The sequence below is a fragment of the Bifidobacterium sp. B4142 genome, from assembly GCF_026537325.1.
Lineage (GTDB): Bacteria > Actinomycetota > Actinomycetes > Actinomycetales > Bifidobacteriaceae > Bombiscardovia.
Genome location: NZ_JAFNMJ010000006.1, coordinates 95,469 through 110,201 on the forward strand (window position 1 = coordinate 95,469; position 14,733 = coordinate 110,201).

Genomic DNA, 14,733 nt, shown 5'->3' on the forward strand with positions numbered 1-14,733 from the left:
CGGCCAAGTGCCGTCGTTGGGCCGGGCACGCCCGAATGGAGCAATGAGACAGATGACAACGTCCAGTATTCACGACCAGGCCTCCCGGCGGAGGGGGAGCGAGGAAATACGACCCATGGTCTGGGCGGATATGCCCGACTTGGTGGGGACTTTCGACGCTACTTGGAAGGTGCAGGAGGATCCCGAGGGCACCGTGTCCCGGCTGAGCGCCGCCCACTTCATCCTGCACTACCTGGTGGGTACCACCAGGGCCCGGATAGCTGTTGATGGGCAGGACTTTCTGGGGGTGACCCTGCTGGCCGAGGGGCGTGGCGAACTGTGCTTCCCCCAGGCCCAGGAGGAGCTGGAGCGAGTGGACCAACAGCTGTCTGCCACAACCTTGGGCGCTCAGACCCTGGATCGGGCCCGCCAGTGGCAGCTGACCGAGGTCAAGCTGGAGGAGCAGTGCGATCTGGCTGTCCCACCCCAGGCTGAGCTGAGGCTCTTCCTGGTCTCCAGCCGTGCCCGGGGACGCGGTGTGGGCGGCGCCCTGTGGCGGGACACCCTGGAGCATCTGGATCAGGCGGGTATCGAGCGCTTCTACCTGCATACGGATTCCTCCTGCGACGTGGGCTTCTACGACCACAAGGGCATGGAGCGGTTGGCCGAGCTCAAGGGGCGGGACCATGCGGCCTTCGCCGGGCGTGACCCCTCCGACGACCCGCAGTTCTTCGAGGGAATCGACGACATCTTCATTTACGGAGGCCGTGTGAGCGACCAGCTGGGCAAGGACGGTGACCGTGGCGGCCGCTAAATCCCCATTCCTGCGCCTGTTCACCTACCCGGGCGCCGCCGGCTTCTGCCTGTCGGCCGTTCTGGCCCGTCTGCCCCTGGGCATGATGGGTCTAGGCATCGTGCTGGCCCTGAACAACATCTATGACAACTGGACCTCGGCCGGTCTGATGAGCGCCGTCTACACGCTCTGCGCGGCCCTGGTCACCCCCTTCTACGCCCGCTTGTTCGACCGGTTCGGCCAGCGTCGGGTCGGGGTGACCGCCTTGATCGTACAGGCTCTGGCCATCCTGGGATTCGCTGTGGGGGCCATGCGCCGGGTTCCGCTGGGAGTGCTCTTCGTGCTGGCGGCCCTGATGGGCCTGACCCAGTTCGCCTTCGGAGCCCTGGTGCGTACCCGCTGGGCCTGGGTGCTGCGCGAGGACAAGACCAATCTGCTCAACACCGCCTACGCCCTGGAGTCGGGACTGGACGAGTGCGTCTTCATCCTGGGACCCATCCTCTCCGCCTACCTGGCTACCTCGGTGAGCCCGGTCTCCCAGCTCTACCTGCCTGCCCTGGCCCTGTTGGTCGGCGGACTGACCTTCTTCGCCATGCGTTCCACCGAGCCCCCGGCCGTCGTTCGTATGGAGGCCGTCGATCAGTCGGCAGCGGATCATTCCCCGGTGGATGCCCACGGAACCGTTCTGCCGAGTGATACTGACGGCCACCAGGGATCGCGCTCGGCCCTGGTCTACCCGGGCATCCTCCTGCTGGTCGTCATCTTCGTCGTCTTCAACATGAGCTTTTCTGCCGTTGACGTCTCGGTGACCGCCCTGACCAAGTCCATGGGTCGCGAGGGTGCTGTGGGTCTGCAGCTGGCCCTGTTCGCCCTGGGTTCCCTGTGTGGGGCGCTGATCTTCGGCTCGGTCAGACTCAAAGGATCCCGCTGGCGCTATCTGACGACCTTCCTGGTGCTGCTGACCCTGGGCTACGTGGTCTTCCGCCTGGTCATGGACAACCTGGCTCTGCTGGGTCTGGCCGAGGTGCTGACCGGTCTGTGCGTCTCGCCCATCTTCGCCACCGGCAACCTGATCGTGCGCGAGAACGTGGATGCCCGGGCCCTGACCGAGGGGCTCTCCTGGCTGTCTACCGGAGGATCCATCGGCACATCCCTGGGTTCCACCCTGGCTGGGGTCGCCCTGGATCAGTTCGGGCCCCACGGCGGCATGACCATACCGGCGGTGGTCACCTGCTGCGCTGTCCCTCTGGCCCTGCTGGGCTGGGCCAGGAGCCGCAGGAGGGGTATGGTCGAGAAAAAGACCGAAAATACACAGTGAAATGAAATGAACAATCGAGAAGGAGGCAGCCGATGATCCGGGTATCGGTGCTGGGCGCAGACGGACGCATGGGAACCGAGGTGGTGTGTGCTCTGAATGGCGCGCAGGATATGCAGACGGCCCTGCTGCTGGGTCCGGACGATGATCCGGCGGCCATTAATCCGAGCAACACGGATGTGGCGGTCGACTTCACCAGCCCCGATGCTGTCCTGGCCAATACCCTGACCCTGATAGAGCAGGGGGTCCACTCCGTCATCGGCACCACCGGGTGGACCAAGGAGCGTCTGGACCAGGTCAAGCAGGCCCTGGACGGGCATCCTGGGCTCAGTGTCTTCATCGCTCCCAACTTCGCCATCTCCGCAGTGCTGGCCGACCGGTTCGCAGCCATGGCTGCCCGCTACTTCGAGTCGGCCGAGGTGGTCGAGATGCACCATCCCGACAAGGTCGACGCCCCCTCCGGCACGGCTCTGGGAACCGCTTCCGCCATCGCCGAAGCCCGTCGCCAGGCTGGCATGGGTCCCATGCCCGACGCGACCCAGCAGGCTGATGCTTCTAGGGGCCGGGTGGTTGACGGTGTCCACGTCCATGCCGTCCGGCTGCGGGGCCTGAACGCCCACGAGGAGATCCTCATGGGCAACCCCGGCGAGCAGCTGACCATCCGCGCGGACAGCTTCGAGCGTGTCTCCTTCATGCCCGGAGTCCTCCTGGCCGTGCGCCGTGCCGGGAGCATTCCCGGGTTGACCGTGGGCCTGGACCACTATCTGTTCTGATATCCGCAAGAGCGTCCCCTTCTGCAAGTAGCGTGAAGATATGACTGAGACTGGTGCCCATCTGCTTCCTCCTGCCCCATTTGGCCGGGTGATCCCCGCCATGATCACGCCTATGAATAAAGACGGATCCGTTGATTACGAGGCTGCCGCCAATCTGGCCCGGACCCTGGTGGCCGATGGGGCCGACGGCATCCTGGTCAACGGCACAACAGGCGAGTCTCCTGTCACCCATATGGAGGAGAAGGTCAACCTGGTCAAGGCCGTCAAGGATGCCGTTGATGTGCCTGTCATCTCTGGAGCGGGTTCCAACGACACGGCGCACACAGTACGGATGGTGGAGATGACCCAGGAGGCCGGGGCCGATGCCCTGCTGGTGGTCATGCCCTACTACTCGCGGCCCTCCCAGGATGGGGTGGTGGCCCACTTCCGTTCGGTATGCCAGTCGGCTCAGCGGCCGATTATTCTCTACGATGTGCCTGGACGGACCGGACTGCACGTAGAGCTGGACACCTACCGGAAGCTGGCCGAGCTGGACGGGGTAACAGCCGTCAAGGATGCCACGGGCGACCTGGCCTCCATGCCTCGCAAGCGCCAGGAGACCGGCCTGACCTGGTATTCAGGTGACGATGGCCTCTATCTACCCTTCCTGGCCTTGGGTGCGCGGTGATCGCCCATGTAGCCTCCGGGCCTATGAAGCGCCTGGCCGATGAATTCGATGCCGGGGACCTGGATGGCGCAAGGGATTTGGCCGCACGTCTGGATCCGCTGGTTCAGGCTCTGAATGGCCAGGGTCAGCAGGCCGTCATGGCCAAGGCTGCTCTGAAGGCGGCCGGGAGACTGGATCAGACCGCCATGAGGCTGCCCAATCTGGGTCCCGATGAGGATCAGGTGGCTCTTGCTTGTAAGGGCATGAAGGCTGCCGGACTGATCTGAATTACTCCTGAGAGCAATGGCGCTATTGCCCCTGCCTTGGACAGATCATCGCGGACTCCTTCTCCAGCCACGTCCACCGGGTACAGCAGGTGGGAGCAAACCGTTGCTGGTTGTTGGCCGCCCCCGCCGGCTGTTAAGGCAAAGGGGGTCTGTGCCGGGGGAGGTTCAGCAGTGTTTGGCTTGAAGGTTGTGGGTAAGAGTCTTTCAATAGGGCTTGAATTATTCCAAAGCTGAGGCTTTTGGGTGACCTTATGTAACAAGGTGGTTATTTGGTTTCCCACTTTTCGATGATGCTGGGTAAATAGAACGGCATCCTGCCGGTTTCGAAGAGGTTGAAATTCGTTTCTTGTGAAATCCGATCCGTGGTTAAAGACGAGGTCGATGCCTTAAAGCCTCAGGTCTATAATCAGAATAAAGGTGGTGTCGGGTGGAAGACGTCGTTGTCTGAGGCCCTTGGTTATTTGAAGCCTTTCTCGCCGTTAGCAGGGTTCTTGGGTTCCGTGCTTGCGCAGATGCAGGGCGAAGGGTGAGTGGTGGTGATGTCTGTGTCCAGCGGGGTGTTGGATGGCGCTGAGGATCGGGTTGATGCGTTTGTTCTGTCGTCGGTCATGTCGCGTGTGGTCGGGAGCGTGCCGCATGCTCGGCCTGGCGCCCGTGAGTTCTCCCTGGGCGGGGTGCTGTGGAAGACGGTGCTGTACGGGGTGGCCTATGTGGCTGGGGTCGCCTGTGGCTGGCTCGTCCTAACCGACGACAGCCAGGATTGGGTACGTGCCTGGATAGCTGATTCTATTTTGCTTGCTGTGCTTTCCGTCTTGGCTGTGTGGATCCTGTTGGGGCGGTATGAGGATGGGAAGGGGCGTCCGGGGCCTTGGTTCGTGGCCTTGTCTTTCCCGTGCGCTCCGGGGTTCGGCGTGGGTTTCGGGGCTGCCGGCCGTACCTCTGGTGGGGTGTTCCGGTGGGTGTTGGTGTCTGTGGCTGTGCTGGTGGCTGTCGGGGTGTTGGTGTTTCCGTTGCTGATGCGGCTGGTGCGCAATGGGTTCCTGTCGTGGGCGGCGATGGTGGTGTTGTGTGTGGTGCCGTCCTGGATGCTGGCCAGGGTGACGGGGTCGGCTGGTGCTTCCTTGTTCTGGTGTTGTGTGGTGGGCGTGGTTGGCGCTTTGTGGTTCGTGTTGGACATGTGGGCGATCGAGAAGTGCGCGGACACGCATCGTGACGCGGCTTTCGAATGGCTGGCGGCCTGGGCGCTGGTGTTCGATCTGATCGTGCTGATCGCCTCCCTCCTGGGAGCCTCCAATAATGACGATGACGCCAGCCGGTGACGCCGGGCGGCACCATGGGCATGCTGCCGTTGACATCAATATCGGATGTTCCGTTCTGACAGACCGTCGGGACGGGTTTATGAAGAAAGGAAAGGTGATGATCATGACCAGTGCCTTGTTCTCGAAGAGGCCGCGTCGTGTGGATGTGATGAAAGGGTACGAGCCCATGTACGACGCGACGATGCAGGAGTGTCTGCAGCGGCCCTTCTACCTGTACGCGAGGGGGAAAGGGCGTTCCTGTCGCAAGGAGATATGGATTTTCGCCGCGTTCATCTGGGTCATGTCCACTGCTATGACCGGCCTGTTCTCCTCGGGTTCCTTGGCCGTCATACCGGGGCTGTTCTCCCTGGCGGTGCTGGTGCCCATGTATGCCCTGACGGTGCGGCGTCTGCATGACCTGGCCCTGTCGGGGTGGCTGGCGCTGGTCCCTTACGCGCTGACGGTGGTGGCCGTGGGTCTGATTGTCGGTCCGATGGTGTCGGATGCCCAAAAAGAGCTGGACCTGTCCGCCCCTTCGCCCCCGGGGATCATCATCCTCCTTCTGGCTGCGGTCGTTCAGCTGGCCATCATGTGCGTCCCCTCGCGTCGCCGTCATCCATTTGTCGATAACGGAAGCCTCGGTGTGAGTCGGACTGGTACGGCGCAGTATCCAGAGGACCCGAACGGACAGTGACCCCTATCCTGTAACAGGAAAGGGCGAACCTCGACGATGCGGGATGGAAAGAGACCTGCATGAACGGCACTGATGCAGGACCGGAATCGACGGTCTGGCGGGCCGAGTGGCGGATTCGATGCTTTGAGCGGGATGGTGGTGAGTGATGGCTGGTGTTTCCGGCTCTTTGCGGCTTCCTGTGGGGAGGTCCTGGCTGCAGAGCGCGTCTTCGGTCATGTCGCGGGTGGCGGGGTGTGCGCGTCATGCGCCTGCGGGTGAGCGTGTCTTTTCGTGTGCCGGTGTGGTGCGCAAGCTGGCGGTGTGCGGTGCGGCCTTCCTGGCGGGGTTTGTGCCGGGCTGGGCGTTCCTTTACGACCAGGAGGAGCAGTGGGTGCGCGGCCGTTGCATCCAGTTTCTTCTGGTGGGCCTGTTCTCGATTTTTGCGATGTGGTGGTTTTTTGAGTCGGTTCGAGAGCCGTGGGGGGCGTCCTGGGTTTTGGTGTCTGGCGCTGACGATGCCGATGATGCCCTGCTGGGGGGTGGCGTTCGGCGCGGCAACTGGTATGCATCCGGGGGTGATGCGCTGGGTGTTCGTGTCGGTGGCCGTGTTGGTGGTGGCCGGGGTGACCTGGCTTCGGTTCGTGTCGGATCTGGTGCGTGTCCGTGTGGCGGCCTGGGCGGCTTCGGCCGCTTCGTGCGTGGTGTCGTCGTGGATGCTGTGCCTGCTGTTCGGGGGCTCCCCCTTGTCGTGCCTGCCCTGGTGCATGGCGGTGGGCGCGACGGGCGCCTTGTGGTTTCTGCAGGACCTGTGGGCGATCGATTATTGTGCGGGCGACAATCGTGACGCCTCCTTCGAGTGGCTGGCGGCCTGGGCGCTGATCTTCGACCTGATGACCCTGGTGGCCGCACTATATCGCGGCGGCACCGCCGCACAAGGGCAATGAGCTTGCCCCGGGGGGATGCTGCTCTCTGCCCGGCTGAGTAGTGCCAGGTGATGGATAGACGCGGATCGAACGCACAACGTGGGAGGCGGCAGGGTGGCCTGGCTTGCCCTGCCTTCTGGCTTATGCTACTGGGAACCGCCTCTTTCTCCTTCTGTTGATTTGGGCAGGGACCGTGGAGGTTCGGCGCACGTTGCTTGTCCAAGACTGACAGTGTGAGGGGGAGGGTGTCGCGAGGGTGATGAGTCCCCGTCTGCAAGTAGCGTTGAAGTATGTCTGAGCTTCAAACCCATCTGTTGGACAAGGCCCCGTTTGGGCGGGTCGTGCCGGCCATGGTCACCCCCATGGACCATGACGGGTCCGTGGATTTTGAGGCCGCTGGCAAACTGGCCCGCAGGCTTGTCGCTGATGGGGCGGATGGGTTGCTGGTCAACGGCACAACCGGCGAATCTCCGGCCACCCACATGGAAGAAAAAGTCGATTTGGTGCGAGCCGTCAAGGATGCCGTCGATGTGCCCGTCATCTCTGGAGCAGGCTCCAATGATACGGCTCATACGGTACGCATGGCCGAGATGACCCAGGAAGCCGGGGCGGATGCGCTCCTGGTGGTCATGCCTTACTACTCCAGACCCTCCCAGGATGGGGTTGTAGCGCATTTCAGGTCCGTCTGTCAGTCTGCGGATCGTCCCATTGTGCTCTACGATGTACCTGGCCGCACCGGGTTGCACGTGACTGTGGATACCTACCGTCGCCTTGCCGAATTGCCGCATGTCGAGGCAGTCAAGGATGCCACTGGTGACCTGGCCGCAGTTCCCATCAAGCGCAAGGAGACGGGGCTGATCTGGTATTCAGGTGATGACGGGCTGTACCTGCCCTTCCTGGCCTTGGGTGCCGTCGGCATCATATCGGTCATGGCCCATGTGGCCAGCGGTCCTATGCAGGACCTGGCGACTCGGTTCGATCAAGGCGACCTGAAAGGGGCACAGAGGTTGTCGACCGCCTTGGCGCCGCTGGTCCAGGCTCTGAACGGCCAAGGGCAGCAGGCGGTCATGGCCAAGGCCGCTTTGAAAGTGGCCGGCGTCTTGGACAGCACGACGATGAGGCTCCCTAATCTTGGGCCTGGCAAGGACCAGCTGATCCAAGCCGAGAAAGGCATGAAGGCCGCAGGGCTGATGCGTTCCTGACAAGCAACCAAGCGTCGCCCCTGTATCAGACGGGGGTACAGATAATAGAAACACAAGTGAGAATGGCAAGAAAACAAGAAGAATCAAACACGACCGGCAAGAGTAGAAATCGTCGGTCCTCCTCCAAGAACGGCAAGCAGGGGTCAGGCAGGTCCCGGGGCGAGTCCCGCAACCGCCGCAACGGCGCCATCGCCCGCGGCAAGGGCACTCAGGCCGAGCAGCGTCTGGTGGCGCCCCCCAAGTACCGCAAGGGTTCCATGCGCATCGTCCCGCTGGGTGGCCTGGGTGAGATCGGTCGGAACATGAATGTGATCGAGTACAACGGCCACATCCTGCTCATCGACTGCGGCGTGCTCTTCCCAGAGGAGGAACAGCCGGGCGTGGACCTGATCCTGCCCGACTTCAGCTACATCAAGGACAAGCTGGACCAGGTGGATGCCCTGGTGCTGACCCACGGGCATGAGGACCATATCGGCGGCGTGCCCTACCTGCTCAAGCTGCGTCCGGATATCCCTCTGATTGGCTCCAAGCTGACCCTAGGGTTCGTTGACGCCAAGTGCGAGGAGCACCATCTTAAGCCCACCGAGGTTGAGGTCAAGGGCCGCGACAAGCTCAAGGTAGGCCCCTTCAACCTGGAGTTTGTGGCGGTCACCCACTCCATCCCCGATGCCCTGGCCGTCTCCGTGCGCACTCCGGCAGGCCATATCATCGACACCGGCGACATGAAGATCGACCCGCTGCCACTGGACCATCGCCTGACCGACCTGCGCGAGTTCGCCAAGCTTGGCGAGTCCGGCGTGGACCTGCTCATGGTGGACTCCACCAACGCCGAAGTTCCCGGCTTCGTCAAGCCCGAAATCTCCATCGCTCCTGCCCTGGACAAGGCCTTCGCCGAGGCTCAGCGCAAGATCATCGTGGCCTCCTTCTCTAGCCATGTCCACCGGGTGCAGCAAGTGGTCGATGCCGCCCACAAGTTCGGCCGCAAGGTGGTCTTCGCCGGCCGGTCCATGGTCCGCAACATGTCCATTGCCTCCGACCTGGGCTACCTGCACCTGCCTGAGGACACCGTGGTCGATCTCAAGGATGCCCACAGCATCCCCGACGAGAAGATCGTCTACATGTGCACCGGATCCCAGGGCGAGCCCATGGCGGCTCTGGGCCGCATCGCCGACGGGACCCACCGCGATATCACCATCAACGAGTTCGACACGGTCATCCTGGCCAGCTCGCTGATCCCCGGCAATGAGCACGAGGTCTACAAGGTCATCAACAAACTGGTGCGCCTGGGCGCCAAGGTGGTCAACCGCGACAACGCAGCCATCCACGTTTCCGGCCACTCCGACGAGGGCGAGCTCTTGCACTTCTACAACATCGTGCAGCCCAAGTGCGCCATGCCCATCCACGGCGAGAACCGGCATTTGGTGGCCAATGGCCTGATTGCCGTAAAGACCGGCGTGGATCCGCAGAACGTGGTCCTGGCCGAGGACGGCGACGTGGTGGACCTCTACCATGGCCAGGCCGCCGTGGTTGGATCCGTGCCCTGCGGATACGTCTATGTGGACGGCGATTCAGTGGGCCAGCTGACCGACGACGAGCTGGAGCAACGCCGGATTCTGGGCACCGAGGGCTTCGTCTCCGCCTTTGCCGTGGTCGACACCGAGACCAGCAAGGTCGTCTCCGGCCCCAAGCTCTACCTGAACGCTGTGGCCGAGGACGAGAGCGAATTCAAGTCCATCAACGCCCAGATAGTCGATCAGCTTGAGGATGCTATGGCCAAGGGGACCACAGGCACCTACCAGCTGCAGCAGATGATGCGCCGCACTCTGGGCGGATGGATCTCCCGCAAGCTGCACCGCAGGCCCATGATCGTGCCCGTAGTGGCAGACATCGCCACCGACGTGCAACCGCAGGATTGATCACCACTGCCTGCATGCTGATTCCAAAGGCTCCGGCCGCCCAGATGGACGGCCGGAGCCTTTGGTGTTATCAGTAGGCAGCAGTGCTTACATGCTCACGATGATCTTGACGTGGTTTTCCGCGTCCTCACGTAGCGGACGGAAGCCCTTGTCCACGATGTCTTCGACTCTGATCCGGTCGGTGATGAAGGTGGACAGGTCGATGTTCCGGTCATGGATCAGCTTGATGGCGTCGGCATGATCGTTGGCGTATCCCATGGACCCCGACATCAGCTTCTCGCCGAAGCCCATCTCCATGGTCACGTTCAAGTTGATGGGCTTGACGTGAATGGCCACGACGACCAGGCTGCCTTGGGCCTTGAGCGCCGACAGAAGCTGGTGGACCACCGGTTCCGCGCCGGCTGCGTCGAAGGCCACATCGGCGCCACGGCCGTCAGTCTCGGCATTGACCCGCTCCAGCAGATCCTCCTTGCTGGGGTCGATGACCAGGTCAGCGGCACCGGACTGCAGGGCCTTGTCCTTGCGGGCCTGGGAGAGCTCGGACATGATGACCTTGAGTCCCTTGGCCTTGAGCACGGTTCCAAGCAGCAGGCCGACTGGCCCCGCCCCGCCGACCAGGGCGGTCTGCCCGGGCTCGGTGTGGATCAGACGCACGGCGTGGTAGGCCACTGAGAAGGGTTCGATCAGGGCTGCCTGATCCAGGGGCAGATCGCCCACAGGGAAGACACGCTCGGCGGCCACCACCATGTGTTCGCTCATGCCGCCGCCCCAGCCGTTGATGCCGATGAAGCCCAGCTTGGAGCAGTCGTTGTAGTTGCCGGCCTTGCAGGCCGGGCATTCTCCGCAGGCCATTTCGGCCTCGACTACCACGGAGTCGCCCACCTTCATGTCGGTGTGCACGTCATCGGCGATTGCCTCGATTGTGCCCGAGATTTCATGGCCAAAGACCACCGGCAAGGTCTCCCCGGAAAGAGGGTGCGGGGTGTTTTTGGAGTTGCCGCCGTTTTGTTCGCCGTCGTAGTAGAGGTGAAGGTCGGAACCGCAGATGCCGGTGAAGGCGGGATGGATCTTGATGGTTCCCGGTTTGAGCTCAGGCTCGGGCACGTCCTCCAGACGTACATCTTCCTTGCCGTAGTACATAAGTGCTTTCATGGCGTAAACCCTTTCTGACATGCAGGCCGGTACGGTATGGACGGAGTTGACAACCCAGCTTCCCGTCCTCGCGAATGGGTGGCGCCCCTTCTTTGGGGACCATCCCATCTATATACTAACGCGTACATGCAGCTGGCATAAGAGGGCTTTCGGCCAGGACCTCACCGTCCTGGCCGAAGTCGAAGTCGCCCAGCCAGTGTCCGAACCTGCTGGGCCCCTTGCCGCACCAGACCACACAGGCGCTGCGGTCAGCCTGTCCGCTCAGCAGGCGGTTGGCGGTTCCGGTCACCCTGTCGTTGCCCAGGCGGTAATCCAGGAACTTGCCGTCCCCGTAGTGGCTGGTCACCCGCTGACGCTGCTCCTGGTCAAGCACCCGCCAGGGGTCGGCGGCGCAGAAGACCCTGGCGGGCAGGTCCTGCTCCGCCGCCTGGATCAGTGCCAGACCTCCGCCCAAGCTATGTCCGGTAAAGAGGACCCCGCGCACGGCTCCCGCCTTGCGTCGGGCCAGGTCAAGTGCCTGCTGAGCCAGGATGCCTGCCTGCTGCGTCTGTCCTGGCTCCCCGTTCAGCGGCGGCAGGAAGCAGGTCAGCGCGGCATGGATGTCGTGCCGGGGGTCGTCGCGCAGATTGGTGCCTGCATAGACTACGGCCATATGGGCATAGTCCGGACCGCCATCCAGGTCCTGGGCGGCGATCATGCCCTCGAAGCCGTTCTCAGGGCAGTAGCGGGAGCGCAGCACCCAGTAGATGCCCAGAGCTGGATCCTCGAACCAGTGCAGGCCCGGCCGGGTCTTGACGTCCCCTCTGCCGATCCCATAAGAGTATTGGCAGAGCATGTTGAGCTGATGCGTGGTGAATCCGGTCCGAACCTGCATGGCGCCTCCTCTCTGCCCGGCTGGTAAGCCATCGGCCTTGATCAACCGCCTGGATGCGTGGTTATTCCCGTCCGGACTGCGCCGTAAGGAAAGAGGCGAATCGTCCTTCTGGCCCGTCGGCGGGTGTCCGCATTAGACTTGGAATGCCATATCCGTACAGGACCTATGCTGATGCCGGTGGGGGCACCGGCATCCATGCGTGAAAGGAAATTATGCCCGGAGCCAATCTGACTCGTGTGGAAGCCGAAGAACGAGCCCTCGTCGTGTCCAATGTCAGCTATAAGGTCAATCTGGACCTGACCAAGGGGCCTGCCACTTTCCCTTCCACGGCCTTGATCGATTTTGATGCCCGGCCTGGGGAGTCCACCTTTGTTGATCTGATAGCCGACCAGGTCAGCCTGATCGAGCTGAACGGCCGGCGTCTGGATCCGGCCCTGGCCTTCCGGGATGACCGGATAGAGCTCGACGACCTGATGGGGCATAACCAGCTTCGGGTGGAGGCCCTATGCCGTTATTCGCGCACTGGGGAGGGGCTGCACCGCAGTGTGGACCCTTCGGATGGCAACGTCTACCTCTACTCCCAGTTCGAGGTGCCCGACGCGCGCAGAGTCTATGCCGTCTTCGACCAGCCGGACATCAAAGCCGTCTTCGACTTCACTGTGGATGCTCCGGCATCCTGGACGGTTCTTTCCAATATGCCTCCCGCCTCCCACCAGGACCTGGACAGCCGAACCGCCGAAGGGACCCTGGAGGGCGGCCGCGCCGAGGACGCGACCCGCTGGACCTTCCAGACGACCCCGGTCATGAGTTCCTATCTGACCGCCTTCGCCGCCGGGCCCTACGCACGATGGACCAGCGAGTATCGGAACGAGGACGGACGGACCATCCCCATGGGCCTGTACTGCCGGCAGGCGCTGAAGGACTCCCTGGCCGGTGATGCCGAATACCTCTTCGACATCACCAAGAAAGGCTTCGCCTTCTATGCCAAGACCTGGAACCTGCCCTTCCCCTGGGCCAAGTACGACCAGATCTTCGTGCCAGAATACAATGCAGGCGCCATGGAGAACATCGGCCTGGTCACTTTCCGCGACTCCTACGTCTTCGAGTCCAAGGCCACTGGGGCGCAGATCAACCGCCGCGTGGAGACTGTCCTGCACGAACTGGCCCACATGTGGTTCGGCGACCTGGTGACCATGAAGTGGTGGAATGATCTGTGGCTGAATGAATCCTTCGCCGAGTTCATGTCGACCCTGGCCACTGCCGAGGCCACCGAGTGGACCGACGACTGGGCTACCTTCTGCTCAGGCGAAAAGAGCTGGGCTCTGACCGAGGATCAGCTGCCCACCACCCATCCGGTGGTGGCCCCCATCCGCGACCTGCACGACACCGAGGTCAACTTCGACGGAATCACCTACGCCAAGGGCGGTTCCGTGTTGAAGCAGCTGGTCGCCTATGTGGGCCGTGAGCGCTTCTTCCAGGGCATTCACAACTATCTGACGGCTCATGCCCATGGCAACGCCACACTGAAGGATCTGCTGACCGAGCTGGAGAAGACCAGCGGCCGCGACCTGGGCAGCTGGTCCCGGCTCTGGCTTGAAGAGGCCGGCATCACCACCCTGACCTGCCAGGTGCAGACCGATGAGCAGGGGGCCATCACCGCCATGAGGATTGATCAGACTGCTCCCGAGGAGCATCCGGTCCTGCGTCCGCACCGACTGGCCGTGGGCTTCTACGACGAAGACAAGTCCGGCAAGGTGGTGCGCACGGACCAGTTCGAGCTGGACCTGGACGGCCAAGGAGCTGAGGTGCCCCAGGTCGTCGGCAGGAAGCGTCCGGCATTGGTCATGATCAACGACGACGATCTTACCTACGCCAAGCTGCGTCTGGACCGGGACTCCCTGGAGTATGCTGCGCAGAACCTGTACCGGATCGAGGACCGTCTGGCCCGGGCCGTGGTCTGGCTCAGCCTATGGGACATGACCCGGGACGCGCAATTCCCTGCCGAACGCTTCATCAGCCTGAGCCTGAAGGCCTTGGCCACTGAGCACCAATCCACCACCTTCCGCTACGCCCTGTCCCAGATCTCCACGGCCGCCCACCATTTCACCGCATCCCGTCGTCGCCAACCCATGCTGCAGCTGGTGGCAGGAACGCTCTGGGACCTTGCCGTGAAGGCCCAGCCCGGTTCGGACGAGCAGTTCCAATTGGTCCGCGCTTACCTGGGCTACGGGGACGATACTGACTTCGAGGAACACGCCCGTGGGCTGCTGAGCGGCGACCTGAAGCTGGAGGGGCTGACCGTCGACAACAACACCCGTTGGCTGATCATCCACGCCCTGTCCGCCCACGATCTGCTGGCTGACGGGGAGATCGACCGGGAGCTGGCCGCGCGAGACACTACTGAAAATCGTGAGTTCGCCATGGGCTCCCGGGCTGCCTGTCCGACGGTCGAGGCCAAGGCCTGGGCCTGGGGTCAGGCCCTGCATAACGAGGATCTGACCAACTCACAGATTGAGGCCCTGGCAGACGGCTTCTCCGGCTCGGGGGACCAGGAGCTCTTTGCGCCTTACGTGGACCGCTTCTTCGCTGCCGTGGACCAGGTCTGGGCCCAGAAAACCTTCCATATCGCGGAGACCCTGCTCAACCCGCTGTCGGCAGGCGGGCTCTACCCGTCCAAGGCCGACCCGGCCGCCCTGGTCAAGGCGGGCGATGCCTGGCTGGCCGACCATGCCGAGGCTCCTAAGGCCTTGCGGGGAATGATCATCCAGAATACGGAGTCATCCAGGCGCATCCTCAAGGTTCGCGAATACAACGAGCGGCTGCGCTAGCACCCTGCCCGCCCTGCCCCGAGTGGCGACGGGTCAGGGGCGGGTCCATAATGAACCTGTCGCCTGCATGCAGG

11 protein-coding genes and 1 pseudogene are annotated in these 14,733 nt (G+C 62.9%); 10 read left to right on the plus strand and 2 right to left on the minus strand.

Going from position 1 to position 14,733, the window contains the following annotated elements; all coding sequences use genetic code 11:
• Positions 1–52 precede the first annotated feature (52 nt).
• The 9 genes and pseudogenes from J3U06_RS08500 (at position 53) to J3U06_RS08540 (ending at position 9,805) form a co-directional block, all read left to right on the plus strand.
• A complete protein-coding gene (locus J3U06_RS08500; RefSeq protein WP_267444925.1) occupies positions 53–793 on the plus strand; it encodes a GNAT family N-acetyltransferase in 741 nt (246 codons plus the stop codon).
• Positions 780–2,090 carry an MFS transporter gene (locus J3U06_RS08505; RefSeq protein WP_267430637.1) on the plus strand — a complete coding sequence of 437 codons (1,311 nt, stop codon included), beginning with the start codon at positions 780–782 and terminating at the stop codon, positions 2,088–2,090. The genes J3U06_RS08500 and J3U06_RS08505 overlap by 14 nt, the downstream gene beginning before the upstream one ends.
• A gap of 32 nt (positions 2,091–2,122) precedes the next feature.
• Positions 2,123–2,860, plus strand: a complete 738-nt coding sequence (gene dapB / locus J3U06_RS08510; protein ID WP_267444926.1) for a 4-hydroxy-tetrahydrodipicolinate reductase — start codon at positions 2,123–2,125, stop codon at positions 2,858–2,860.
• Positions 2,861–2,900: 40 nt separating this feature from the next.
• Positions 2,901–3,793 (plus strand): annotated as a pseudogene (gene dapA / locus J3U06_RS08515) (4-hydroxy-tetrahydrodipicolinate synthase).
• Between the two features lie 539 nt (positions 3,794–4,332).
• Positions 4,333–5,112: a hypothetical protein gene (locus J3U06_RS08520; protein WP_267444927.1), complete on the plus strand. Its 780-nt coding sequence runs from the start codon at positions 4,333–4,335 to the stop codon at positions 5,110–5,112.
• A gap of 103 nt (positions 5,113–5,215) precedes the next feature.
• Positions 5,216–5,785 carry a DUF805 domain-containing protein gene (locus J3U06_RS08525; RefSeq protein WP_267444928.1) on the plus strand — a complete coding sequence of 190 codons (570 nt, stop codon included), beginning with the start codon at positions 5,216–5,218 and terminating at the stop codon, positions 5,783–5,785.
• Between the two features lie 494 nt (positions 5,786–6,279).
• Positions 6,280–6,708 (plus strand): hypothetical protein, encoded by a 429-nt coding sequence (locus J3U06_RS08530; protein ID WP_267444929.1) that lies wholly within the window; start codon positions 6,280–6,282, stop codon positions 6,706–6,708.
• A 269-nt stretch (positions 6,709–6,977) separates the two neighbouring features.
• Entirely contained in the window at positions 6,978–7,889 is a 912-nt protein-coding gene (dapA, locus tag J3U06_RS08535) for a 4-hydroxy-tetrahydrodipicolinate synthase (RefSeq protein WP_267444930.1), read from the plus strand.
• Between the two features lie 62 nt (positions 7,890–7,951).
• Positions 7,952–9,805 (plus strand): ribonuclease J, encoded by a 1,854-nt coding sequence (locus tag J3U06_RS08540; RefSeq protein WP_267430627.1) that lies wholly within the window; start codon positions 7,952–7,954, stop codon positions 9,803–9,805.
• 87 nt (positions 9,806–9,892) lie between these two features.
• Here the strand turns inward: J3U06_RS08540 and J3U06_RS08545 are convergent, their stop codons facing one another.
• Complete coding sequence (locus tag J3U06_RS08545) at positions 9,893–10,957, minus strand: 2,3-butanediol dehydrogenase (protein WP_220236953.1); 1,065 nt, start codon at positions 10,955–10,957, stop codon at positions 9,893–9,895.
• Between the two features lie 115 nt (positions 10,958–11,072).
• Complete coding sequence (locus J3U06_RS08550; protein ID WP_267444931.1) at positions 11,073–11,831, minus strand: hypothetical protein; 759 nt, start codon at positions 11,829–11,831, stop codon at positions 11,073–11,075.
• 212 nt (positions 11,832–12,043) lie between these two features.
• Between J3U06_RS08550 and pepN the strand changes: the two genes are divergently transcribed.
• On the plus strand, positions 12,044–14,659 hold the full coding sequence (gene pepN, locus J3U06_RS08555) for an aminopeptidase N (RefSeq protein ID WP_267444932.1): 2,616 nt from the start codon (positions 12,044–12,046) through the stop codon (positions 14,657–14,659).
• Positions 14,660–14,733: the final 74 nt, after the last annotated feature.

Coding starts and splice junctions, on each gene's coding strand:
- J3U06_RS08500 (WP_267444925.1), top strand. CDS start 53: ATGACAACGTCCAGTATTCACGACCAGGCCTCCCGGCGGAGGGGGAGC.
- dapB (WP_267444926.1), top strand. CDS start 2,123: ATGATCCGGGTATCGGTGCTGGGCGCAGACGGACGCATGGGAACCGAG.
- J3U06_RS08520 (WP_267444927.1), top strand. CDS start 4,333: ATGTCTGTGTCCAGCGGGGTGTTGGATGGCGCTGAGGATCGGGTTGAT.
- J3U06_RS08525 (WP_267444928.1), top strand. CDS start 5,216: ATGACCAGTGCCTTGTTCTCGAAGAGGCCGCGTCGTGTGGATGTGATG.
- J3U06_RS08530 (WP_267444929.1), top strand. CDS start 6,280: ATGCCGATGATGCCCTGCTGGGGGGTGGCGTTCGGCGCGGCAACTGGT.
- dapA (WP_267444930.1), top strand. CDS start 6,978: ATGTCTGAGCTTCAAACCCATCTGTTGGACAAGGCCCCGTTTGGGCGG.
- J3U06_RS08540 (WP_267430627.1), top strand. CDS start 7,952: ATGGCAAGAAAACAAGAAGAATCAAACACGACCGGCAAGAGTAGAAAT.
- J3U06_RS08545 (WP_220236953.1), bottom strand. CDS start 10,957: ATGAAAGCACTTATGTACTACGGCAAGGAAGATGTACGTCTGGAGGAC.
- J3U06_RS08550 (WP_267444931.1), bottom strand. CDS start 11,831: ATGCAGGTTCGGACCGGATTCACCACGCATCAGCTCAACATGCTCTGC.
- pepN (WP_267444932.1), top strand. CDS start 12,044: ATGCCCGGAGCCAATCTGACTCGTGTGGAAGCCGAAGAACGAGCCCTC.